Raw genomic sequence first — 22,858 nt, 5'->3', positions numbered from 1 at the left:
TCCCGTCTCGCGGTACGCGGCCAGGAGCACGCGTCTCCTACCCTGGCGGTCATGACGACAGTGCTGGTGACCCTTGCGGTGGTGGCGGTGCTGGTGGCGGCGGTGGTCGGCGTCGTGCTGCGGCGCGACCGGGGCCGGTCCGCGCCGGACGAGGACCGGTCGGCGGCGCACGACGCGGAGGCCCGCCGCCAGCGGTACGAGGCACAGCGCCACGCCGCCCAGTCGCACACCGTCCGGCGGGACATGCCGAACAGCATGTGACGGACCGCCCGGCCGGCGTCGGCGCTCGCGGTGCGGCACGGGCGGGTGAACGATGCCCGTCGCGCACGCGTGCTCCCCGGTGGGCATCAACGGCGCGCGGTCGGGGTACTTGCGCAGCCACAGTGACTCAGCCGGGGAGGCGACCGTGCGCGAGAAGGCGGGACGTCGGTGGCCGGGCCCGCTCGCGGGGCTCCTGGTGGCCGTGGTGGTGGCGGCCGGGTGCATGGGCGGCGGCCTCGACTCCGGTGAGCCGGGGGAGCCCGGCTCGCGGCAGCCGGCCTCCCCGGGCGCGGACACCACCCGGGCCGACGGCACCACCAGCGTCGCCGAGTTCAAGCAGGACTTCACCGACGCCGTCGGCATCGCCGAGCGCTACTGGACCGAGCGGTTCCGCGCCTCCGGTGAGCGGTTCCAGCCGATCCGTCGGGTGGTGCCCTACACCCGGGCGGGGGAGGTGTCCTGCGGCGGCGAGGGGCTGCCGCGCAACAACGCCGTCTACTGCTCGGCCGGCGACTTCATCGCCTACGACGTGAACTGGTCGGTGGCGGCGTTCCGGCAGGTCGGTGACGCGTTCCTGTTCTACCTCCTCGGCCACGAGTACGCCCACGGCGTGCAGGTGCGCCTCGGCGTCCGCTACAACTTCACCATCCAGCAGGAGTTGCAGGCCGACTGCATGGCCGGCGCCTACATCGGGGACAACGTGCGGTCCCGGACGCTCACCCTCGACCAGGGCGACCTGGACGAATTCCGGGAGGGGCTGCTGGCGGTCGGCGACGACCCGGACCAGCCGTGGTTCGCCGAGGGCTCGCACGGCACCGCCGAGCAGCGCACCGACTCGTTCTTCCGCGGCTACCGGGACTCCCTGGACGCCTGCGGGCTCGGATGATGCCGCAGGTCACCCTCGCGCGGGAGCCCGGCCACCGGACCCGGCCCGGCTGAGAGGATCAGCGGGTACGCCCACCCGAGGAGGCCCCCGCTGAGCAGCAAGCATCCCGCCGCCGTGCTCTTCGACATGGACGGCACCCTGGTCGACAGCGAGAAGCTCTGGGACGTCGCGTTGCAGGAGTTGGCGGCCGTCTACGGCGGCACCCTCTCCGACGCCGCCCGCGTGGCGATCATCGGGACCAGCATGGCCGACTCGATGCGGATCCTGCACGACGACCTGGGCCAGCCGGAGCGCGACCCGCAGGCCAGCGCCGACTGGATCAACGCCCGCATCCTGGAGCTGTTCCGCACCGGCCTGCGCTGGCGGCCGGGCGCGCTGGCGCTGCTGCGGGCGGTCCGCGCCGCGGGAATCCCCACCGCCCTGGTCACCTCCAGCGGCCGGCCACTGGTCGAGGTCGCCCTGGACACCCTGGGCCGGGACAGCTTCGACGCCGTGGTCTGCGGCGACGAGGTGGACGCGGCGAAGCCGCACCCCGAGCCGTACCTGACCGCCGCCCGGCTGCTCGGCGTGCCGATCGCGCGCTGCGTGGCGATCGAGGACTCGCCCACCGGGGTGGCCAGCGCGCTGGCCGCCGGCGCCGCCGTGCTGGCCGTGCCGGCCGAGGTGCCGCTGCCGCCGACCGCGGGCGTACACCAGCTGGCCAGCCTGACCGGGGCGGACCTGGAACTGCTCGCGGCGCTGCTCGGCGAACCGCCGGCCTGACCGGCGCCGGCCGGCCCGACCACGCGCGACGGCCCCCGCCACCTCGGGTGGCGGGGGCCGTTTGCGGCCCGTGGGCGGGGTCAGTCGTGCGCGATGGCCCCCAGCACGTTGATCCGCGCGGCGCGGATCGCGGGCAGCACCGCGGCGACCACACCGATGATCGCGGCCATGATCAGGAAGGTCACCATCTGACCCCAGGGCAGGATCAGGTCGGTGATGCCCTCGTCCTTGAGCGCCTCCACCACCGCCGCGCCGAGACCCGTGCCGACCACCACGCCGAGCAGCGCGCCGAAGATGGAGATCACCACCGCTTCCACCGTGATCATCCGCATGGTCTGGGCGCGTCGCAGACCGATCGCCCGCAACAGGCCCAGCTCCCGGGTCCGTTCCAGCACCGACAGCGCGAGCGTGTTGATGATGCCCAGCACCGCGATCACGATGGCCAGCGCCAACAGGATCTGGATCATCTGGAGCAGGGAGTCCAGCTGGCCGGTCTGCTGCTCGATGAACGCGGCCAGGTCGACCACCGACACCTCGGGGCTGTCCGCCAGCAGCCGCTCGACCTGCGGCTGCACCGTGTCCACCGACGTGCCGGGGGCGAGCTGCAGGAAGCCCTGGATGGGCTGCGGGATGGCGAGGTCCGCCGCCGCCTGCGGCGGCAGGGTCACCGGGTTGGTCAGTTGCGAACTGGAGTAGATGCCGCTGACCGTGTAGGTGCGGGCCTCGCCGCGGGCCAGCTGCACCGGCACCGCCGAACCGACCGTGAGGTTGCGGGCCTTCGCGGTGTCCGAGCTGACCAGCATCTGGTCCGGCGCCAGCCGGCTGATGTCACCGGCGGTGGCCTTCGCCCCGAAGACCTGCTGCAGCGCCGCCACGTTGCTCGACACCGCCACCCAGGTCCGCTCGCCGCCGACCACCGCCATGTCGCCGTACTCGCCGTCGACCATCCGCACGCCCGGGATCGCGGCGGCCTTCTCCAGCACCGCCGGGTCGAAGCTCGCCGGACGCGGACCGGACGACGCCCCGGCGATCACCAGGTCCGCCTTGATGGTGTCCTGGGCCAGGGCGCCGATGCTGCCCTTGGCCGAGTCCAGGATCACCGTCACGCCGGTGACCAGGGCGATGCCCACCATCAGCGCGGCGGCGGTGATCGCGGTGCGGCGCGGGTTGCGGCCCGAGTTGAGCCGGCCCAGCTTGCCCGGCACCGACCAGGAGAACACCGCGCCCAGCAGCGAGACCACCGGCCGGCTGATCACCGGCGTCAGCAGCGCCACCCCGATGAACGCGAACAGCACGCCGCCGAGGATGGTCGCCAGGGTGCTGCCGCCGGCGTGCCCGCCGAGGCCGAGGAAGAGCAGCACCGCGCCGATGCCGGTGACCACCGCGCCGCCGATGGTGACCTTGGTCAGCGGCCGGTCCGGCGTGGCGACGTCCTGCATCGCGGCGATCGGCGGGATGCGCGAGGCGCGCACCGCCGGCAGCAGCGCGGCGACCACCGTGATCAGCATGCCGACGCCGAACGCGCCGATCACCGCCGACGGCGGCACGCCCAGCCCGGCCAGGGTGAGACCCCCGGCGAGCTGACCGAACAGGTACGCCAGCAGCGCGCCCACCCCGATGCCGGCGGCGAGCCCCAGCACCGAGGCGATCAGGCCCACGGCGAGCGCCTCCAGCACCACCGAGCCGATGACCTGCCGGCCGCTGGCCCCGATCGCCCGCATCAGGGCCAGCTCACGGGTGCGCTGGGCCACGATGATCGAGAACGTGTTGAGGATCAGGAACGTGCCGACCAGCAGCGCCACCGCGGCGAACCCGAGGAGGATCTTGTTGAAGAACGACAACCCCTCCTTCAGGCCGGCCGCGGCGTCGTCGGCGAGCTGCTCGCCGGTCTTGACCTGGTAGTCGGCGCCCAACGTGCGGGCCACCTCGTCGCGCAGCGCCGTCGGCGACGTGCCGCCGGCGGCCTGGACGCTGACGCTGCTGAACACGTCGGGCTTGCCGAGCATCAGCTGCTGCGCCACCGGAGTGGTGAAGTAGATCTCGTTGGCGCCGCCGATCGAGTCCCGGCCACCGCTGTAGCCGAACACGCCGACGATCGTGAACTCCTTCTTCGGCGCCAGGGTCAGCACGCCGACCCGGTCGCCGACCGCTACCTTGCCCGCCTTGGCCAGCGCGGCGTTGACCACGATCTCGTCGTCGGCCTGCGGCGCGTGGCCCTCGCGCAGCTCCAGCAGGTCGCCCTCACCGAGCCAGTTCTCGCCCAGCTGCGGCGGGCCGAACGAGGAGACCACCTTGCCGTTGCTGCCGATCAGGCGGGCGCCCTCGGCGGCGACCACGCCCTTGGCGTCGGCGACGCCGGGCACCGTCTTGACCCGGTCGAGCACGGTCGCCGGCATCGGGGTGCTCACCGGTGTCCCCTCCGCCCCGGAGACGTCGATCTTCGGCTTCGCCTCGACGCTCACGTCGACCTCGGAGTACGCGTCGGCGAAGACCGCGTCGAAGGACCGCCCGAGCGTGTCGGTGAGCACGAACGCGCCGGAGACGAACATGACGCCGAGCACCACCGCCACGCCGGACAGCAGCAGGCGCAGCTTGCGCGCCAGCAGGCTCTTGAGCGTTGCCCGCAGCATCAGTTGCCCACCTCGGCCGGGGTGTCCAGCTTCTTCATGGTGTCCAGCACCGTCTCCGCGGTCGGCTCGATCAGCTCGGAGACGATCTCACCGTCGGCCAGGAAGACCACCCGGTCGGCGTACGCGGCCGCGGTCGGGTCGTGGGTGACCATCACGATGGTCTGGCCGTGCTCGCGTACCGAGTTGCGCAGGAAGTTCAGCACCTCGGCGCCGGAGCGGGAGTCCAGGTTGCCGGTCGGCTCGTCCGCGAAGATCACCTCGGGCCGGGCGACCAGCGCCCGCGCGCACGCCACCCGCTGCTGCTGGCCGCCGGAGAGCTGCGCCGGCCGGTGCCCCAGCCGGTCCCGCAGGCCGACCGTGTCGATCACCGTGTCGTACCAGGCCGGGTCCGGCTTGCGGCCGGCGATCGACAGCGGCAGCAGGATGTTCTCCTGGGCGGTGAGCGTGGGCAGCAGGTTGAACTGCTGGAAGATGAAGCCGACCTTGTCCCGGCGCAGCTTCGTCAGCCCGGAGTCGCCGAGCCCGGTCACCGTGGTCTCGCCGATCATGACGGTGCCGCGGGTCACCGAGTCCAGCCCGGCCAGGCAGTGCATCAGCGTGGACTTGCCCGAGCCGGACGGGCCCATGATCGCGGTGAACCGGCCCCGCTCGAACTCGGCGCTCACCCCCCGCAGCGCGACGACCTGCGCCTCGCCGCTGCCGTACACCTTCCACACGTCGTTGGCCCGGGCCGCGGCCTGCGCCTGCTGCCCCACCGTCGCGGTCACGTCATCTACCTCTTCCGTCTGATTCTCAAAATTTCCGCACCGCCCCCGCTGACCGGTGCGACCGTTCCATCCTCGACGCCGCGGCCGGGAGATCCGTCCGTCTCCGGACGTATCCGGTGCCGAAATCCCGGTGCGGGTCACCCCCGAGACCGGCTCAGGGTCATCCCCGACCGCCGCCCCGCGAGCACGGTGGCGAGGCTATGCCCTCACGTTGCGTGATGGTCAACCGTGCCACCCGGCTGATGGTCACGGTAGGTGACCGTCGCCACCCCGCCGCCGGGTCAGCCGCCCGGCCGCACCAGCCCCGTCTCGTACGCCAGCACCACGGCCTGCACCCGGTCGCGCAGCCCCAACTTGGTCAACACGTGCCCGACGTGGGTCTTGATGGTGGTCTCGCTGACCGTCAGCGCCCGGGCGATCTCCGCGTTCGACAGCCCTCGCGCCACCTGCACCAGCACCTCGCGCTCCCGCTCGGTCAGCGCGTCCAGCGCCTTCGGCGGGGTGGCCGCCGGGTCGGGCAGCGCGTCGGCGAACCGGTCCAGCAGCCGGCGCAGGATGCGCGGCGCCACCACCGCCTCCCCGGCCGCCACCGTGCGGATCGCGGTCACCAGGTCCTCGGCCGGCACGTCCTTGGCCAGGAACCCGCTCGCCCCGGCGCGCAGCGCGCCGACCACGTACTCGTCCAGGTCGAAGGTGGTGAGGATGAGCACCCGCACCGGCAGCCGGGCGTCGACGATGGCCCGGGTCGCCGCCACCCCGTCCATCCGGGGCATCCGGATGTCCATCAGCACCACGTCCGGCAGCAGCCGGCGGGACAGCTCCACCGCCTCCAGGCCGTCCCCGGCCTCGGCCACGATGTCCAGGTCGTCCTCGGTGCCCAGCACCATCCGGAACCCGGTCCGCAGCAACGGCTGGTCGTCGGCGAGCAGGACACGCACCGGCCGGCCCGTGCTGTCGGTCATCCCCGTCCCCCCGTCGCCGCGCCCGCCGGGACCGCCCCGGCGGAGTCCAGCGGGATCCGCGCGTACACCCGGAAGCCGCCGCCGGGCCGCGGGCCCGTCCGCAGGATCCCACCGTAGAGGGCGACCCGCTCGCGCATCCCGACCAGCCCGTGCCCGATCCGGTCGGTCGCCGGCGCGGGCCCCCGCCCGGTGTCGGTCACCTCCACCGCCAGCCAGCCGTCGCCCCAGGTCAGCTCGACCTCCGCGGTGGCCCGCCCGCCGTGCTTGAGGGTGTTGGTCAGCGCCTCCTGGATGACCCGGTAGACCGCCAGCGCCACGCCCTCCTCCAGCGCGGCGGGCGTCCCGTCCACCCGCAGCGTCACCGGCAGCCCGGCCTCCCGGACCTGCTCGACGAGGGCCTCGATGCCGGTCAGCCCCGGCTGCGGGGCCAGCTCGGCCGCCGGCTCGGCGTCGGTGCGCAGCACGTCCAGCAGCCGGCGCAGCTCCCGCAGGGTCGCCCGGCCGGTCTCCTCGATGGTGGCCATCGCCCCGTCGGCGGCCTGCGGGTCCCGGTGCAGCACCCGCCGCGCCCCGGTCGCCAGGACGCCCATCACGCTGACGTGGTGGGCCACCACGTCGTGCAGCTCCCGGGCGATCCGCCGCCGCTCGTCGGCGACGGCCTGCTCGGCCAGGGACCGCTGGGTGGACTCGGCGATCCGGGCCCGCTCCCGCAGCATCCGGGTCGACTGCCGGCGCGCCTGCACCGCCCGGCCCACCGCGAACGCCACCCCGGCGGTGAGCAGGTTGTTGAGCAGCAGGTACGCCGGACCCATGTCGAGCACGCCGTCCAGCGGGACGGCCAGGTTGGCCAGCAGCACCGGCACCCACAGCAGCAGCGCGGCCAGCACGGCCGGGCGCAGCGGCCGGTGGGCGGCCATCGTGTAGGTGAGCACCACGAAGGCCAGCCCCTGGGTGCCCGGCGCGTGCCGCAGCAGCACCGGCAGGGCCAGGGTCGCCACCGCCGCCACCACCGCCGGCCACGGCGCGACCCGGCGCACCGCCACCGGGGCGGCGGCGAGCACGCTGCCGCCCAGCGCGGCCCAGAGCTGCCCGGGCCGCAGCTCCTGCGGCATGAGCAGCAGGAACGCGGCGTCCAGCGCCGCCAGGACGAGGGCGAGGCCGGTGTCGGCGGCCAGCGGTCGACGCCGGAGCCACCCCGGCAGCCGGTTGGTCATGCCACGACGCTAGCCGCCACCCGGCCGGACCCGTCGTCGCCGAAGCCGAACCCGGCCTCCTCCGGAAGGAGGAGGGTCACTCGTCCGCCCCCGGCGCCGCCGGCCGGGACCGGGCGTCGGTGAGCGGGTCGCCGCCACCGGCGACCGGGAACGGCGGCGGGGTGCCGCCGAAGCTCGGGCAGCGCGCCTGGTGGCTGCACCAGTCGCAGAGCCGGCTCGGTCGGGGCCGGAAATCCTGCCGGGCGGTGGCCTGCTCGATCGCCTGCCAGAGCGCCACCACCGTGCGCTCGAAGCGCAGCAGCTCCTCGGCGTCGGGGGCGTAGTCGCACACCTCGGCGTCCTTCAGGTAGAGCAGCCGCAGCACCCGGGGCACCACGCCCCGGGTCCGCCACAGCACCAGGGCGTAGAACTTGAGCTGGAACAGCGCCCGCGCCTCGAACGCCTCGCGCGGCGCCCCGCCGGTCTTGTAGTCGACCACCCGCAGCGCGCCGTCCGGGGCCACGTCGAGCCGGTCCAGGTAGCCGCGGATCAGCAGCTCCCCGTCGACCACCGCGGAGATCAACGCCTCCCGCTCGGCCGGCTCCAGCCGGCGCGGGTCCTCCACCGCGAAGTAGCCCTCCAGCAGGCTCGCCGCCGAGCGGAGGAAATCGGCCTGCGCCGTGGCGTCGCCCTCGGCGAACAGGGTGGCCAGCTCCGGCTGCTCGGCGACCAGCCGGTCCCACTGCGGGGAAACCAGGTCACCGGCGGACCGCGGGGTGCGCGCCGCCGCCGGCAGGTCGAACAGCCGCTCCAGCACCGCGTGCACCAGGGTGCCCCGGGCCTGCTCCACGGTCGGCCGCTCGGGCAGCCGGTCGATGCTGCGGAACCGGTAGAGCAGCGGACAGGTCTTGAAGTCCGCCGCCCGTGACGGCGACAGCGAGGCCCGCACCGAGGGCGGCTCCGCCGCCGGGGGAAGGGGCTGCGCGTCGATCACCGGTTCCGCCGTCATGCCCGGAAGGTTAGGGCACCGGTGTGACAGGGCGGCCGTCGCCGCACCGGGGCATGATCCGCCGCGCGTACCATCAGGCCGGTGGAGCGCAGCAGCCGACCGTCCCGCCGGCCCGGGCTGACCGTCGGTCGGGTGTGCGGCGTCCCGCTGCGCGTCGACGCGTCGATGCTGCTGCTCACCGCCGTCGTCACCGTGCTGTACGCGGCCCTCGCCCGCCGCCAGCTCGACCTCGGCCAGCTCGGCGGCTACCTGGTCGCGCTGGGCTTCGTGATCTCCCTGCTCGGCTCGGTGCTGCTGCACGAGCTGGGGCACGCGCTCACCGCCCGCCGGCACGGCATCGGCGTGCGCGGGATCACCCTGGAGCTGCTCGGCGGCTACACCGAGATGGACCGGGACGCCCCCAGCCCCCGCGTCGACCTGCTGGTCTCGCTGGCCGGCCCGGCCGTCTCCGCGGTCCTCGGCGCCGCCGGCGTGGCCGCCACCCTGGCCCTGCCCGGCGGCACCCTGGCCCACCAGCTCGCCTTCCAACTGGCGGTCAGCAACGTGGTGGTCGCCGTGTTCAACAGCCTGCCCGGGCTCCCGCTCGACGGCGGCCGGGCGTTGCGGGCCGCGGTCTGGGCGCTCACCCGGGACCGGCACCTGGGCACCGAGGTCGCCGGCTGGGTCGGCCGGGCCGTGGCGGTGGTCACCCTGGCCCTGGTCGTCCTGCTCACCCTGCGCCGCGCCGTCGCCCCGCTCGCGCTGCCGCTGGTGCTGCTCGTCGCGGTCACCCTGTGGCGCGGCGCCGGGCAGTCCATCCGGATGGCCCGGATCGGCCGGCGCCTGCCGCTGGTCGACCTCGCCCGGCTGGCCCGCCCGGTGTTCCCGGTACCCAGCGGCACCCCGCTGGCGGAGGCGCAGCGCCGCCGCGCCGAGGGCGTCGATCCGGCCGCCGCGCTCGCCGTGGCCGACGCCACCGGCCGGCCGGTCGCCCTGGTCGACCCGGCCCGGGCCGACGCCGTACCCCCGGAACGGCGGCCGTGGCTCGCGGTGGACGCGGTCTGCCGCGACCTGGCCGGCCTGCCCGCCCTCCCGGTCGGCGCGGACGGCGAGCACGTGCTGGAGACCCTGCGCACCCACCCGGGCGCACAGTACGTCGTGACGGCAGGCGAAGATGTGGTCGGCGTCCTGCACATCGCGGATCTGGCCCAGCTCCTGGAACCCAAACGGAAGACGAACACGTGACCGCTCATTCCCCGACCGCCCCGGCGCTGCCTCCTGTGCACCGGGGGCCGTTCCGGCCCGGCGACCGGGTGCAGCTGACCGACCCCAAGGGCCGGATGCACACCGTGACGCTGGAACCCGGCAAGGAGTTCCACACCCACCGGGGGATCCTCAAGCACGACGCGCTGATCGGCCTGCCCGACGGCAGCGTGGTCACCACCGCCGGCGGCGGCACCGCGTTCCTGGCGCTGCGGCCGCTGCTGTCGGACTACGTGCTGTCCATGCCGCGCGGCGCCCAGGTGATCTATCCGAAGGACTCGGCGCAGATCGTGGCCATGGGCGACATCTTCCCCGGCGCCAAGGTCCTCGAGGCGGGCGCCGGCTCCGGCGCGCTCTCCTGCTCGTTGCTGCGCGCCGTGGGCACCGAGGGCGAGCTGCACTCCTGGGAGCTGCGGGAGGACTTCGCCGAGATCGCCAAGCGCAACGTGGAGGCCTTCTTCGCCGGCCCGCACCCGGCCTGGCGGCTGCACGTCGGTGACGTCGCGCAGTGCCAGGAGACCGGCTTCGACCGGATCATCCTGGACATGCTCACCCCGTGGGAGACCCTCGACATGGTCGAGCGGGCGCTCGTGCCCGGCGGCGTCTTCATCGGCTACGTGGCCACCACCCCGCAGCTGTCCGAGCTGGTCGAGGCGCTGCGCGAGCGCGGCGGGTGGACCGAGCCGCGGGCGTGGGAGTCCCTGGTGCGCGACTGGCACGCCGAAGGGCTGGCCGTCCGCCCCGACCACCGCATGATCGCGCACACCGCCTTCCTGGTCTCCGCGCGCAAGCTCGCCCCCGGGGTCACCGCGCCGCCGCGGCGGCGCAAACCCAGCAAGGGCACCGAGGCGTACGTCCAGCGCCGGCAGGCGCTGCGCGAGGCGGAACTGGCCCGCCGGGTGGCCGCCGAGGAGCCGGCGCAGGGCCAGCCGTGACCCCCCGGCGCGGACGGGGATGAGCGGGTGGATCATGTGTCCGGGGGACGGCGCCGGACGGGCGGAGACGGTGGCATGAGCGAGCGGATCGGTGGACGGGATCACCGGGAGGCGTGGGCATGAGCAGCCCCGGCTACGGCAACGGCGACCTGCCCGCGGTCTTTCCCGACTGGTCGCCCTACGCCGACCTGGAGTCGGCGGCCCGGGCCTACCTGCGCGACCCGGACATCGCCCTGGACGCCCTCGGCGGGGTGCTGCGCGGCGCGTCGGTGCTCGGCTTCACCCTGGAACGCTTCGTCAACGAGGTCAACGGGGTGTGGCAGGAGGTCGTCGTCTGCGACGGCAGCCGGCTGGTGCTCTGGCACGGCGAGGACGTCCCGCCGGGGGAGGGGCCGCCCGGGTCGATGACCTCCTCGTTGCGGGTGGTGCCGGTCTCCACGGTCACCGAGGTCGGCTGCCGGCGCCGGCTCACCCGCGCCGACAACGGCGAGGTCCGGGTCGACAGCATCGACGTCTACCTGCTGCTCAGCTCGCTGGACGAGGCCCCGCCCGGTGACGAGGCGGTCGGCGCGCCCCGGCACGACGCGCTGCGTTTCGGCAAGACCCTCGACGACGGCGGGGCCGGGCAGATCGCCCGGCTGGAGGAGTTCGCCCGGCTCGTCGCCTCGGTGGTCGGCCGCCCCCTGCTCTGACCGACGCACGCGGGCCGGGGACGTCGCCGTCCCCGGCCCGCGCTGTCGATCGTGCTGGCTGCTCCGCCCGGTCGGGCCTCAGTCCTCGGCCTCGGGCCCGGCCACCTCGACGCCGTCGCCGCGCACCACGTGGATGCACTCGCCCGGGCACTCCTTCGCCGAGTCGATCACCTCGAGGCGCAGGTGCTCGGGCACGTCCACCCGCGCGCCGGGGGTCAACCGCAGCTCGCCGTCGGCGCCCTTGACGTACGCCAGGCCGTCGACGTCGAACTCGAAGACCTCCGGCGCGTACTGCACGCACAGCCCGTCACCGGTGCAGAGGTCCTGGTCGACCCAGACCTGAAGCTGGTCCGTCGCGACGTCGGTCACGAAGCACCCCCCATGTTCTCCCGTCCCACCCCCCGACGGTACCCGAACGCCCGTACCCGCCCGCCGAGCAGCCCTTGGCGATCAAGCTTCGGTGACGAGCGCGTTGCGGAGGACCGAATCGGGCTCATAGCGGCTAGTGTTAGCTCAGAACGTTCAAGCCCCCCGGGGAGGTGGGACGTGGCACGCAGCGACGACGCGGACTCGCGCGCCGCACGGTGGGAGAAGGAGGCCCACGATCTCTCCACGCAGGTCGCGTTCCTGCAAGAGGAACTCGCTCTGGTGCGGCGCAAGTTGACCGAAAGCCCCCGACACGTCCGGCAGCTCGAGGAGCGGCTGGCGGCCACCCAGGCCCAGTTGGCGCGGCTGACCGAGAACAACGAACGGCTCGTGAGCACCCTCAAGGAGGCTCGCGCGCAGATCGTGACGCTCAAGGAGGAGATCGACCGCCTCGCCCAGCCACCGAGTGGCTACGGCGTATTCCTGGCCAAGCATGACGACGGCACGGTGGACGTGTTCACCGGCGGGCGCAAGCTCCGGGTGGCCGTCTCACCCTCGTTGGAGGTCGACGAGCTGCGTCGCGGCCAGGAGGTCCTGCTCAACGACGCGCTCAACATCGTCGACGCGCTCGGCTACGAGCGGGTCGGCGAGGTCGTGATGCTCAAGGAGATCCTCGCGGGTCCCGACGGCGCTCCGGGCGACCGGGCCCTGGTGGTCTCCCACTCCGACGAGGAGCGGATCGTGCACCTCGCCGAGACCCTGATCGGTTCGCCGATCCGGGCCGGCGACTCGCTGATGATCGAGCCCCGCTCGGCGTACGCCTACGAGCGGATCCCCAAGAGCGAGGTCGAGGAGCTGGTCCTGGAGGAGGTGCCCGACGTCGACTACACCGACATCGGCGGCCTCCAGGCGCAGATCGAGCAGATCCGCGACGCGGTGGAGCTGCCGTTCCTGCACGCCGACCTGTTCCGCGAGCACCAGCTCCGGCCGCCCAAGGGCATCCTGCTCTACGGCCCGCCCGGCTGCGGCAAGACGCTGATCGCCAAGGCGGTGGCCAACTCGCTGGCCAAGAAGATCGCCGAGCGGGAGGGCAAGGAGCGGCACACCAGCTTCTTCCTCAACATCAAGGGCCCGGAGCTGCTCAACAAGTACGTCGGCGAGACCGAGCGGCACATCCGGCTGATCTTCCAGCGGGCCCGGGAGAAGGCCGGCGAGGGCACCCCGGTGATCGTGTTCTTCGACGAGATGGACTCGGTGTTCCGCACCCGCGGTTCCGGCGTCTCCTCCGACGTGGAGAACACCATCGTCCCGCAGCTGCTCAGCGAGATCGACGGCGTGGAGGGCCTGGAGAACGTCATCGTCATCGGCGCCTCCAACCGGGAAGACATGATCGACCCGGCGATCCTGCGCCCCGGTCGGCTCGACGTGAAGATCAAGATCGAGCGGCCGGACGCCGAGGCGGCCAAGGACATCTTCTCCAAGTACATCCTCGCCGGCCTGCCCCTGCACGCCGACGACCTCGCCGAGCACGGCGCCGACCCCCAGGCCACCGTCGCCGCGATGATCGACGCGGTGGTGCTGCGGATGTACTCGGAGACCGAGGAGAACCGCTTCCTCGAGGTCACCTACGCCAACGGCGACAAGGAAGTCCTCTACTTCAAGGACTTCAACTCCGGCGCGATGATCCAGAACATCGTCGACCGGGGCAAGAAGATGGCCATCAAGGAGTTCCTCACCTCGGGGCGCAAGGGCCTGCGGCTGCAGCACCTGCTCGACGCCTGCGTCGACGAGTTCCGCGAGAACGAGGACCTGCCCAACACCACCAACCCCGACGACTGGGCGCGCATCTCCGGCAAGAAGGGCGAGCGGATCGTCTACATCCGCACGCTCGTCTCCGGCGGCAAGGGCGCCGAGGCCGGGCGGTCGATAGAGACCGCCAGCAACACCGGCCAGTACCTGTAACCCCACAGCGACACCGAAGGGCCCGCGGCGCACCCGCCGCGGGCCCTTCGCACGTCCGCGCGGCGCCGCCCGCGCCCGCCCCGGCCGCGGCGCGCGTCCGCGCGGCGCCGGCCACGTCGCACGCGCGGGCCCCGCCGCGCCACCTTCCCGGGTGACGGCGACTACGCTCGACGTGACGGGGACCGGGACGGCGAGCGGAGCGGGCAGGTCGATGAGCGTCAGACGGATCATGGGCACCGAGGTCGAGTACGGCATCTCCGTTCCCGGCCAGGCCGGAGCCAACCCGATGGTCACCTCCTCGCAGGTGGTCAACGCCTACGGGGCGCGCCCCGAACTCAACCGGGGCGGCCGGGCCCGCTGGGACTACGAGGAGGAGTCGCCGCTGCGCGACGCCCGGGGCTTCACCTACTCCGGTGCCGCGTACGACCCGGCCGAGGCGCTCGCCGACGAGGACCTGGGGCTCGCCAACGTGATACTCACCAACGGCGCCCGGCTCTACGTCGACCACGCGCACCCGGAGTACTCCACGCCCGAGGTGACCAACCCGCTGGACGTGGTGCGCTGGGACAAGGCCGGCGAGCGGGTGATGGCCGAGGCGGCGCGGCGGGCCGCCACCATCCCCGGCACCCACCCGATCCACCTCTACAAGAACAACACCGACAACAAGGGCGCCAGCTACGGTGCCCACGAGAACTACCTCATGCGCCGGCAGACCCCGTTCGCCGACATCGTGGCGTACCTGACGCCGTTCTTCGTCACCCGGCAGATCGTCTGCGGTGCGGGCCGGGTCGGCATCGGCCAGGACGGCGGCCAGAGCGGCTTCCAGATCTCCCAGCGTGCCGACTTCTTCGAGGTCGAGGTGGGGCTGGAGACCACCCTCAAGCGGCCCATCATCAACACCCGGGACGAGCCGCACGCCGACGCCGACAAGTACCGCCGGCTGCACGTGATCATCGGAGACGCCAACCTCTCCGAGATCTCCACGTACCTCAAGGTGGGCACCACGGCGCTGATCCTCACCATGATCGAGGAGAAGGCGCTCGGCGCCGACCTCGGCATCGCCGACCCGGTCAGCGAGCTGCGCGCGGTCAGCCACGACCCGGGGCTCACGCACCTCATGCGGCTGCGCGACGGCCGCCGGCTCACCGCGCTGGACGTGCAGTGGGCCTACCTGGAGCGGGTCCGGTCCTTCGTGGACGACCGCTACGGCGACGACGTGGACGCGCAGACCGCCGACGTGCTGGACCGCTGGGAGAGCGTGCTGGACCGGCTCGGCCGGGACGCCTTCGAGTGCGCCGACGAGCTGGACTGGGTGGCCAAGCTGCGGCTGCTGGAGGGCTACCGGGAGCGGGAGAAGCTCGGCTGGGGCGCGCACAAGCTCCAGCTGGTCGACCTGCAGTACTCCGACGTGCGCCCGGAGAAGGGCCTCTACCACCGGCTGGTCTCCCGCGGCTCGATGAAGACGCTGCTCACCGACGAGCAGACCCGCGCCGCGATGACCGAGCCGCCGGAGGACACCCGGGCCTACTTCCGGGGCCGCTGCCTGGCCCAGTACGCCTCCGAGGTGGTCGCCGCGAGCTGGGACTCGGTCATCTTCGACGTGGGCCGGGAGTCGCTGGTGCGGGTGCCGATGATGGAGCCCGAGCGGGGCACCCGCAAGCACGTCGGGGAGCTGTTCGACCGCTGCGCGAGCGCCAAGGACCTGCTGGAGATGCTGACCGGCGGCTGAGCCGGATGCCGGAAAGCCCGTCGAGTGCCGGAACCCGGCGCGCGACGGGCTTTTCGTCGTCTCCGCGAGGTAAGTTGATCGCAGGGCGATCGTGGAGGAGGCACCACCATGGCGACGCAAGAGGGCGGGCAGACCCAGTCCGGCAAGTCGCACGAGGAGGTCGAGGAGGTTACCGCGCAGGCCAACCCCGAGGTTGCCGAGCGGCACGCCGAGATCACCGAGGACGTCGACGACCTGCTCGACGAGATCGACTCCGTCCTGGAGGAAAACGCAGAAGAGTTCGTCCGCGGATACGTACAAAAAGGCGGGGAGTGAATATATCGGGGCGAAACAGACATGTCGCTTCCGGTGGATGATCAGGACGGGAAACGCCGCTGCCGCGATTGCGAGGAGTGGAAGCCGCTCGACGAGTTCTGTGCGGGCAGCAAGCGTTCGAGCGGCCGCGGCAGCTGCTGCAAACCGTGCTTCAACGCGCGCTCGAAGGCCACCCGCAACATGTGGACCACGATCATCGCACCGGATGGGTGCGCGGGATACTCTGCTTCAACTGCAATGGTGGTCTTGGCCAGTTCCGGGACAGTCCGGCGAGGCTGGCCAGGGCGATCACGTACCTGAGAGGAACCACGTGGCAGCGGGTTTTGATCCATCCGGGCGTCTTCCAGATGTGTTCACCAACGCGGGGACGTCCTCCTTCACAGCGTTCCTGAGCAAGGTGGCCCCCGAGATGCTGCCCGGCCGTCGGCCGCTGCCGCCCGGCATGGCCGCCGACCTGGCGCCGCACGCGACGACCATCGTGGCCATCTCGGCCGCCGGTGGCGTGGTGATGGCCGGCGACCGGCGCGCCACGATGGGCAATCTGATCGCCCAGCGGGACATCGAGAAGGTGCACCCGGCCGACGCGTACTCGCTGGTCGGCATCGCGGGCACCGCGGGCATCGGCATCGAGCTGATGCGACTGTTCCAGGTGGAGCTGGAGCACTACGAGAAGATCGAGGGCGCGATGCTCTCGCTCGACGGCAAGGCCAACCGGCTGGCCTCGATGATCCGGGGCAACCTGGGCGCGGCGATGCAGGGCCTCGCGGTGATCCCGCTCTTCGCCGGGTTCGACCTGGCCGCCGGCGACCCGGTGCGGGCCGGCCGGATCTTCAGCTTCGACGTGACCGGCGGCCCCTACGAGGAGACCGGCTACGACGCGATCGGTTCGGGCTCGCTCTTCGCCAAGTCGGCGCTCAAGAAGCGGTTCCGGGCCGGCCTCTCGGTCGACGACGCAATGCGGCTGGCCGTGGAGGCGCTCTACGACGCGGCCGACGACGACACCGCCACCGGCGGTCCGGACCTGACCCGCCGGATCTACCCGGTGGTGATGACCGCGACGGCGGACGGCACCCACCGGCTCACCGACGCCGAGACGGCGGCGATCGCCGAGAGCGTCGTGGCCGGCCGGATGGAGAACCCCGGCGGCTGAGCCGTCCGCGCGCCCACCTGACCCGTCAGCAGTCCCCAGCACAGCGCCCGAAGGAGAACCGCCGCCGTGGCCATGCAGTTCTACGCCTCGCCCGAGCAGATCATGCGCGACCGCTCCGAGCTGGCCCGCAAGGGCATCGCCCGGGGCCGCAGCGCGGTGGTCCTGAGCTACGACGGTGGGGTGCTCTTCGTCGCGGAGAACCTCTCCAGCACCCTGCACAAGGTCAGCGAGATCTACGACCGGATCGGTTTCGCCGCGGTGGGCCGGTACAACGAGTTCGAGAACCTGCGCCGGGCCGGGGTGCGGATGGCCGACCTGAACGGCCTGAGCTACGACCGCCGGGACGTGACCGGTCTGGCGCTGGCCAACGCCTACGCGCAGACGCTGGGAGCGATCTTCACCGAGCAGTCGAAGCCGTTCGAGGTGGAGATCTGCGTGGCGGAAGTGGGCGCGATCCCGGACGACGACGCGCTCTACCGGGTGACCTACGACGGCTCGGTGAACGACGAGCCGGGCCGGATGGCGATGGGCGGCCAGGCCGAGGCGATCACCGGGGTGCTGAAGAACGAGCACCGGCCGGAGATGTCGCTCTCCGAGGCGGTCCGGGCCGCGATGAAGGCGCTGAGCAGCGTCGGTGGTGAGGGCGGATCGGCGCGTACCATCGCCGCCAACCAGTTGGAGGTGGCGGTGCTGGACCGCCGCCGGGTGGGCCGGACGTTCCGGCGGATCACCGGGACGGCGTTGACCGCCCTGCTGGAGGGGGACCCGGCCGCGGACGCCGCGCCGGCGGCGGGGCGGGCGAAGACCCCGACGGTGCCCACCGAGGAGGCGAAGAAGCCGACCACGTCGGCGGGCTCGGCGGACCTGGAGGGCCCGCAGGACGAGGCCGGCGAGTAGTCCCGGACGGAGACCACGCCGGCCCCCGGGACGAAGCCGCGAGCGGCCCTGGGCTGAGCCGCACGCAGGCCAGGCACGAGACCGCGCCGGCCCCGGGGACGAGGCCGCGAGCGGCCCGGGCTGTGGCGGCGGCGGGGCAGGCACGAGAGCGCCGCCGGGCCGGGGAGGAATCCTCGGGACCGGCGCGATCCCGGAGCGGGGTGGGACGGCGACGTCCGTGGCCGCGTCCACCTGGGACCGGCACGCGAGCCCGCCCGCCGGCCGCCCGCGAGGAGGTCACGTCGCGCCGCCCGCTGCGCGTACGCCGGGTCGGAAAGCGGCACCCGCGGCGACCCGGATCGGCCCGGACGGCGACCGCCCCGACGGTGGGATGCGCGCGCGGTGGGAATGGTCGGGCCGATACCGGCCGGACCGGCGCAGTGAGCGCTGCCCATCCGCGGCCTCGGGCGGCTAATGTCACATCATGGAGCGGCGAATCTTCGGCCTCGAGACCGAGTACGGCGTCACCTGCACCTACCGCGGGCAGCGTCGGCTTTCCCCCGACGAGGTCGCGCGGTACCTGTTCCGGCGGGTGGTGTCGTGGGGCCGGTCGAGCAATGTGTTCCTGCGCAACGGAGCCCGCCTCTACCTGGACGTGGGCTCGCACCCGGAGTACGCGACGCCGGAGTGCGACGCGGTGACGGATCTGGTGGCCCACGACCGGGCCGGCGAGCGGATCCTGGAAGGGCTGCTCGTCGACGCGGAGAAGCGGCTGCACGACGAGGGCATCGCGGGCGAGATCTACCTGTTCAAGAACAACACCGACTCGGCCGGCAACTCGTACGGCTGCCACGAGAACTATCTGGTCTCCCGGCACGGCGAGTTCGGCCGCCTCGCCGACGTGCTGATCCCGTTCCTGGTCACCCGGCAGTTGATCTGTGGCGCCGGCAAGGTGCTGCAGACGCCGCGCGGCGCGGTCTACTGCCTCTCCCAGCGGGCCGAGCACATCTGGGAGGGCGTCTCCTCGGCGACCACCCGGAGCCGGCCGATCATCAACACCCGGGACGAGCCGCACGCCGACGCGGAGCGGTACCGCCGGCTGCACGTGATCGTCGGTGACTCGAACATGAACGAGGTCACCACGCTGCTGAAGGTCGGCACCGCCGACATCGTGCTGCGAATGATCGAGGCCGGGGTGGTGATGCGGGACCTGACGCTGGAGAACCCGATCCGGGCGATCCGCGAGGTGTCGCACGACATCACCGGTCGGCGCAAGGTGCGGTTGGCCTCCGGCAAGGAGGTCAGCGCCCTGGAGATCCAGGAGGAGTACCTGGCCAAGGCCACCGAGTTCGTGGAGCGCCGGGGCGGGGACCAGACCGCCAAGCGGGTGGTCGACCTGTGGGCGCGGGTGCTGCGCTCGGTGGAGACCGGCGACCTGGACCCGGTGGCCCGGGAGATCGACTGGGTCACCAAGCTGAAGCTGATCGAGCGGTACCAGCGCAAGCACGACCTGCCGCTGTCGCACCCGCGGGTGGCGCAGATGGACCTGGCGTACCACGACCTGCGGCGCGGCCGGGGCCTGTACGGGCTGCTGGAGCGGCGCGGCGAGGTGGACCGGGTGGCCACCGACCCGGAGATCTTCGAGGCGAAGGAAACCCCGCCGCAGACCACCCGGGCGCGGCTGCGCGGCGAGTTCATCCGGCACGCCCAGGAGAAGCGGCGGGACTTCACCGTGGACTGGGTGCACCTGAAGCTGAACGACCAGGCGCAGCGCACGGTGCTGTGCAAGGACCCGTTCCGGGCGTACGACGAGCGGGTGGAGCGGCTGATCGCCAGCATGTGAGGCGCGGCGGCCGGTGCCCCGGTGCCGGCCGCCCCGCCACCGGTACGCTGGCACGGCGATGAACACTTCCGAACCCTCCGGCCGCGACGGCGGCGCGCGCCCGGACCGCGACCGCGGCACCGAGAAGCTCAACTGGATCGACCGGCGCCGGGAGAAGATCCGCGCCGAGGTCGAGCGGAACCGCCGTGGCGAGTACACGGTGCCGACCTGGGTGCTGGCGGCGGCGCTGGTGCTGATCGTGGGCGCCTGGCTGGCGCTGATCTTCTTCGCCGGCTGAGCCGGCCGGCCGCGGCGCCGGCCGTGGTTGACCGCGGGTTGACCGGGGGCGTTCTGTCGGGGGTCGGGGTTAGCCTCGCCGGCGACGGGAACGGATTGCCTGCCGCCCCGTCCGTCGCTGGGAGGGGTGCCGGGTGTCCACGCGGAGCGCGCCCGCGGTGCCGTCGCTGTCGCGCCGGGCGCTGAACCGGGCCACCCTCGCCCGGCAGTTCCTGCTCGACCGGACACAACTGCCGGCCCTGGACGTGGTGCGCCGGCTGGTCGGGTTGCAGGGCCAGGTGCCGACCGCGCCGTACCTGGGGTTGTGGTCCCGGGTGAGCGGGTTTCGTCGCGACGACCTGACCGGGCTGCTGCTGCGGCGGCAGGTGGTGCGGGCGACCACCGTGCGCGGCACCCTGCACGTGACCGCCGCGGACGATTACCGGTGGCTGCGTCCGCTGCTGCAACCGCTGATGGCGCGGCTGCAACGGCAGTTCATGGGCCGGGCCACCGCCGGCGTGGATCCGGCCGAGCTGGTGGCGTACGCCGCCGCGCTGCTGGCCGAGGAGCCGCTGAGCCGGACCCGGCTGCGGGAGTTGCTGGCCCGGCGCTGGCCGGACCGGGACCGCAGCGCCCTGCTGCACTCCGTGCAGTACCTGCTGCCGCTGGTGCACCTGCCGCCGGCGGGCACCTGGGGCGGCCGGGTGGACGGCCCGTGCGCCCTGGCCGACGAGTGGCTCACCGCCGCGCCGGCCCCGGCCGACCCGGTCGTCCTGGTCCGTCGCTACCTGGCCGCGTTCGGGCCGGCGTCGGTACGGGACGTGCAGGCGTGGTCGGGGCTGACCCGGTTGGCCGAGGTGATCGAGCGGATCCGGGGCGAGCTACGGGTCTTCCGGGACGAGCAGGGGCGCGAACTGTTCGACCTGCCCGACGCGGCGCGGCCCGACCCGGACAACCCGGTGCCGCCCCGGCTGCTGCCGGAGTACGACAACCTCCTGCTGGGCCACGCCGACCGGACCCGGGTGCTCGGCGACGCGGAACGCCGACGGGTGATCACTCCGGCGGTGGCCGCGACGGTGCTGGTGGACGGGTTCGTGGCCGGCACCTGGACGATCGTGCGAGGAGACGGCACGGCGACCCTCGCGGTGCGGCTGTTCGGCCGGCTCGAGCCGGCGGACCGGGACGCGCTGGAGGCGGAGGCGCGACGGCTGCTCGCCTTCGCCTGTCCCGAGTTGCTCGACCTGGCGGTGCGGATCGGCCCGGCCGGGTCTTGACCCGTACCGGCCCGCATGATCGTCTGTCGGCGACAGTGGGGAGCGTGGACCGGATGGCACACATCGACCTCGGCCTCGACGAGCGGGAGCACCCGGGCATCCGGGGACTGACCCGGTTCCGGCCGGAGACCGCCGGGCCGCTCAACGCGCTGGCCGAGGCGCTGCTGCGCGCCCCGCACCCGACCCTGTCGCCGGGGGAGCGGGAGCTGATCGCGGCGTACGTGTCGGATCTGAACGACTGTGGTTTCTGCGCGGCGTCGCACGGGGCGACCGCGGCGGCTCAGTTGCCGGCGGGGGAGTCGCTGGTCGGGCAGGTCCGCGCCGATCCGGAGAGCGCCCCGGTGAGCGGGCGGCTGCGGGCGCTGCTGCGGATCGCGGCGGCCGTGCAGCGGGGCGGACGGGAGGTCACCGTCGAGCTGGTCGACGCGGCCCGGGCCGCGGGCGCGACCGACCTGGAGGTGCACGACACGGTGCTGATCGCGGCCGCGTTCTGCATGTACAACCGGTACGTCGACGGGCTGGGCGCGTTCACCCCGGACGATCCCGAGGCATACCGCCGTTCGGCCGGCTTCCTGGTCCGGCACGGCTACCTGGCCGGCTGAGCCGCGGTCAGCGGGTGAGCGCGGCGGCGTGCCGGCCGGCGGCGGCCGCGGCCAGGAAGTAGGCGTGGTCGGCGTCCAGGCCGCGGCCCATCGTGGACAGCCCGACCGGGCTGGCCCGCAGCGCCGCGTCGAGGCCGTCGGTGGGCACCGTGACGATCCGGTGCCGGCCGGCCAGCGGGGCCAGCGCCGCCGCGACCTCTTCGGCCAGCGCCGGATCGAGGTCGTCGGGGACCACCAGGTCCGCCGGGGCCAGGGCCACCCGCCCGTACGCGGTGAGGCTGTGGTGGGAGACGCCGCGGTGCCGGGGGCGGGGGTCGGCGGCGGAGAGGCGCAGCGAACCGACCGGGTGCCCGCCCAGCGCGGCGACGGCGTTGACCGCCTCGCCGACGGCCACCCCGGAGAAGCCCCAGCGGGTGCCGGTGCCGAGGTTGCCCGGGCCCTGGGCGACGATCGCGACGTCGGCGCGCAGCACGTGCCGGGCGGCGAGCAGGCCGCTGTGCAGGGTGCTGGCCTCCAGGTCGCCGCCGAAGGCCTGGCCGACGCTGATCGTGCCGGCGAGCCGGTCGGCGAGCCCGGCGAGGGTGCGGGAGAACCAGGCGGGTAGCGCCCCGCCGTCGGTGAGCAGGTAGGCCACCCGGGCGTCGGGGGCGTCGGCGTGCACGCCGGCGAGGATCGCCGGCAGCGCGGAGTGCAGGTCGGCGGTGACCACCGGCAGCCCGTCCAGGCTCTCCGCGGCGGCGAGCAGCGCGTGGTGCGGGCTGGCCTCCTCGTCCACCCCGAGCAGGATCGGCTGCAACGGCGTGTAGCGGGCCTTGACCAGGTGGCCGGCGGCCCGGGTGTCGGCGGGCTGCGGCGGGTCGGCGGGGAGCCGGTCGGGCAGGGCGACGACCAGGGCGTACCCGCCGGTGCCGAGCCCCATCAGCAGGGCGCCGGCGTTGAGCAGCACCCGGTCACCGGGCTGCGGGTCGCCGACCAGCGCCGGGTAGGCGAGGGCGCGCATCCGGGCGCCGTCGGGCAGGTCGACGTCGAGTTCCACCGCTCCGGCCCAGCGCCGCCGCACCGCCGTGACCGTGCCGGACCGCCATCGCACCATGCCCGGCACGCTATCGGCCCGCGCCGGGTCGGGGCACGGCCGGGTCGGGACACG

The 22,858-nt window shown here is 73.4% G+C and carries 23 protein-coding genes; 16 read left to right on the top strand and 7 right to left on the bottom strand.

From position 1 onward, the window contains the following. Positions 1-51: 51 nt before the first annotated feature. From ACIBPB_RS14560 to ACIBPB_RS14550, 3 genes are all read left to right on the top strand, one after another. Positions 52-261, top strand: a complete 210-nt coding sequence (locus ACIBPB_RS14560; RefSeq protein WP_357329404.1) for a hypothetical protein — start codon at positions 52-54, stop codon at positions 259-261. A gap of 52 nt (positions 262-313) precedes the next feature. Next, positions 314-1,147, top strand: a complete 834-nt coding sequence (locus ACIBPB_RS14555) for a neutral zinc metallopeptidase (protein ID WP_396840078.1) — start codon at positions 314-316, stop codon at positions 1,145-1,147. A 114-nt stretch (positions 1,148-1,261) separates the two neighbouring features. Further along, positions 1,262-1,909 (top strand): HAD family phosphatase, encoded by a 648-nt coding sequence (locus tag ACIBPB_RS14550; RefSeq protein WP_046562757.1) that lies wholly within the window; start codon positions 1,262-1,264, stop codon positions 1,907-1,909. 80 nt (positions 1,910-1,989) lie between these two features. Here ACIBPB_RS14550 and ACIBPB_RS14545 read toward each other — a convergent pair whose 3' ends face one another. The 5 genes from ACIBPB_RS14545 to ACIBPB_RS14525 form a co-directional block, all read right to left on the bottom strand. After that, on the bottom strand, positions 1,990-4,539 hold the full coding sequence (locus ACIBPB_RS14545; protein WP_396840077.1) for an ABC transporter permease: 2,550 nt from the start codon (positions 4,537-4,539) through the stop codon (positions 1,990-1,992). Next, on the bottom strand, positions 4,539-5,306 hold the full coding sequence (locus ACIBPB_RS14540; protein WP_396840076.1) for an ABC transporter ATP-binding protein: 768 nt from the start codon (positions 5,304-5,306) through the stop codon (positions 4,539-4,541). Before ACIBPB_RS14540 ends, ACIBPB_RS14545 begins: the two co-directional genes overlap by 1 nt. Positions 5,307-5,587: 281 nt before the next feature. Beyond that, a complete protein-coding gene (locus tag ACIBPB_RS14535; protein ID WP_357329413.1) occupies positions 5,588-6,268 on the bottom strand; it encodes a response regulator transcription factor in 681 nt (226 codons plus the stop codon). Continuing rightward, a complete protein-coding gene (locus tag ACIBPB_RS14530) occupies positions 6,265-7,482 on the bottom strand; it encodes a sensor histidine kinase (RefSeq protein ID WP_396840075.1) in 1,218 nt (405 codons plus the stop codon). Before ACIBPB_RS14530 ends, ACIBPB_RS14535 begins: the two co-directional genes overlap by 4 nt. A 76-nt stretch (positions 7,483-7,558) precedes the next feature. Next, positions 7,559-8,470: a RecB family exonuclease gene (locus ACIBPB_RS14525; protein WP_396840073.1), complete on the bottom strand. Its 912-nt coding sequence runs from the start codon at positions 8,468-8,470 to the stop codon at positions 7,559-7,561. Positions 8,471-8,602: 132 nt separating this feature from the next. Here ACIBPB_RS14525 and ACIBPB_RS14520 point away from each other — a divergent pair, with 132 nt between their 5' ends. The 3 genes from ACIBPB_RS14520 (at position 8,603) to ACIBPB_RS14510 (ending at position 11,339) form a co-directional block, all read left to right on the top strand. Next, positions 8,603-9,694, top strand: a complete 1,092-nt coding sequence (locus tag ACIBPB_RS14520) for a M50 family metallopeptidase (RefSeq protein WP_396840110.1) — start codon at positions 8,603-8,605, stop codon at positions 9,692-9,694. After that, on the top strand, positions 9,691-10,647 hold the full coding sequence (locus ACIBPB_RS14515) for a tRNA (adenine-N1)-methyltransferase (protein ID WP_357329419.1): 957 nt from the start codon (positions 9,691-9,693) through the stop codon (positions 10,645-10,647). The genes ACIBPB_RS14520 and ACIBPB_RS14515 overlap by 4 nt, the downstream gene beginning before the upstream one ends. Before the next feature lie 119 nt (positions 10,648-10,766). Continuing rightward, entirely contained in the window at positions 10,767-11,339 is a 573-nt protein-coding gene (locus tag ACIBPB_RS14510) for a hypothetical protein (protein ID WP_357329421.1), read from the top strand. A gap of 78 nt (positions 11,340-11,417) precedes the next feature. On the opposite strand, the gene ACIBPB_RS14505 is transcribed toward ACIBPB_RS14510, so the two are convergent. Further along, positions 11,418-11,708: a ferredoxin gene (locus tag ACIBPB_RS14505; RefSeq protein WP_357329423.1), complete on the bottom strand. Its 291-nt coding sequence runs from the start codon at positions 11,706-11,708 to the stop codon at positions 11,418-11,420. A 177-nt stretch (positions 11,709-11,885) separates the two neighbouring features. Between ACIBPB_RS14505 and arc the strand changes: the two genes are divergently transcribed. From arc to ACIBPB_RS14455, 10 genes are all read left to right on the top strand, one after another. Beyond that, positions 11,886-13,667 (top strand): proteasome ATPase, encoded by a 1,782-nt coding sequence (gene arc / locus ACIBPB_RS14500; RefSeq protein ID WP_396840072.1) that lies wholly within the window; start codon positions 11,886-11,888, stop codon positions 13,665-13,667. Between the two features lie 211 nt (positions 13,668-13,878). Further along, positions 13,879-15,396, top strand: a complete 1,518-nt coding sequence (gene dop, locus ACIBPB_RS14495; RefSeq protein WP_396840071.1) for a depupylase/deamidase Dop — start codon at positions 13,879-13,881, stop codon at positions 15,394-15,396. A 108-nt stretch (positions 15,397-15,504) separates the two neighbouring features. Continuing rightward, positions 15,505-15,711, top strand: a complete 207-nt coding sequence (locus ACIBPB_RS14490) for a ubiquitin-like protein Pup (protein ID WP_046562769.1) — start codon at positions 15,505-15,507, stop codon at positions 15,709-15,711. A gap of 77 nt (positions 15,712-15,788) precedes the next feature. After that, a complete protein-coding gene (locus ACIBPB_RS14485) occupies positions 15,789-16,103 on the top strand; it encodes an endonuclease VII domain-containing protein (RefSeq protein WP_396840109.1) in 315 nt (104 codons plus the stop codon). Then, the gene (gene prcB / locus ACIBPB_RS14480; protein ID WP_396840108.1) at positions 16,022-16,861 is read left to right on the top strand and encodes a proteasome subunit beta; all 840 of its coding nucleotides are present in this window, start codon (positions 16,022-16,024) and stop codon (positions 16,859-16,861) included. The genes ACIBPB_RS14485 and prcB overlap by 82 nt, the downstream gene beginning before the upstream one ends. A gap of 66 nt (positions 16,862-16,927) precedes the next feature. Next, entirely contained in the window at positions 16,928-17,758 is an 831-nt protein-coding gene (prcA, locus tag ACIBPB_RS14475) for a proteasome subunit alpha (protein WP_396840070.1), read from the top strand. A gap of 463 nt (positions 17,759-18,221) precedes the next feature. Further along, a complete protein-coding gene (gene pafA, locus ACIBPB_RS14470) occupies positions 18,222-19,580 on the top strand; it encodes a Pup--protein ligase (protein ID WP_396840069.1) in 1,359 nt (452 codons plus the stop codon). Between the two features lie 58 nt (positions 19,581-19,638). Then, complete coding sequence (locus ACIBPB_RS14465; RefSeq protein ID WP_396840068.1) at positions 19,639-19,857, top strand: hypothetical protein; 219 nt, start codon at positions 19,639-19,641, stop codon at positions 19,855-19,857. Between the two features lie 133 nt (positions 19,858-19,990). Then, positions 19,991-21,109, top strand: a complete 1,119-nt coding sequence (locus ACIBPB_RS14460) for a winged helix DNA-binding domain-containing protein (protein ID WP_396840067.1) — start codon at positions 19,991-19,993, stop codon at positions 21,107-21,109. 53 nt (positions 21,110-21,162) lie between these two features. Beyond that, positions 21,163-21,711, top strand: coding sequence for a carboxymuconolactone decarboxylase family protein (locus tag ACIBPB_RS14455; RefSeq protein ID WP_396840066.1), 549 nt, complete (start codon positions 21,163-21,165; stop codon positions 21,709-21,711). A gap of 7 nt (positions 21,712-21,718) precedes the next feature. On the opposite strand, the gene ACIBPB_RS14450 is transcribed toward ACIBPB_RS14455, so the two are convergent. Beyond that, complete coding sequence (locus ACIBPB_RS14450) at positions 21,719-22,804, bottom strand: DUF3866 family protein (protein WP_396840065.1); 1,086 nt, start codon at positions 22,802-22,804, stop codon at positions 21,719-21,721. Positions 22,805-22,858: the final 54 nt, after the last annotated feature.

Source organism: Micromonospora sp. NPDC049836 (assembly GCF_044465125.1).
Taxonomy (GTDB): Bacteria; Actinomycetota; Actinomycetes; order Mycobacteriales; family Micromonosporaceae; genus Micromonospora.
This window is presented reverse-complemented; position numbering and strand designations above follow the sequence as displayed.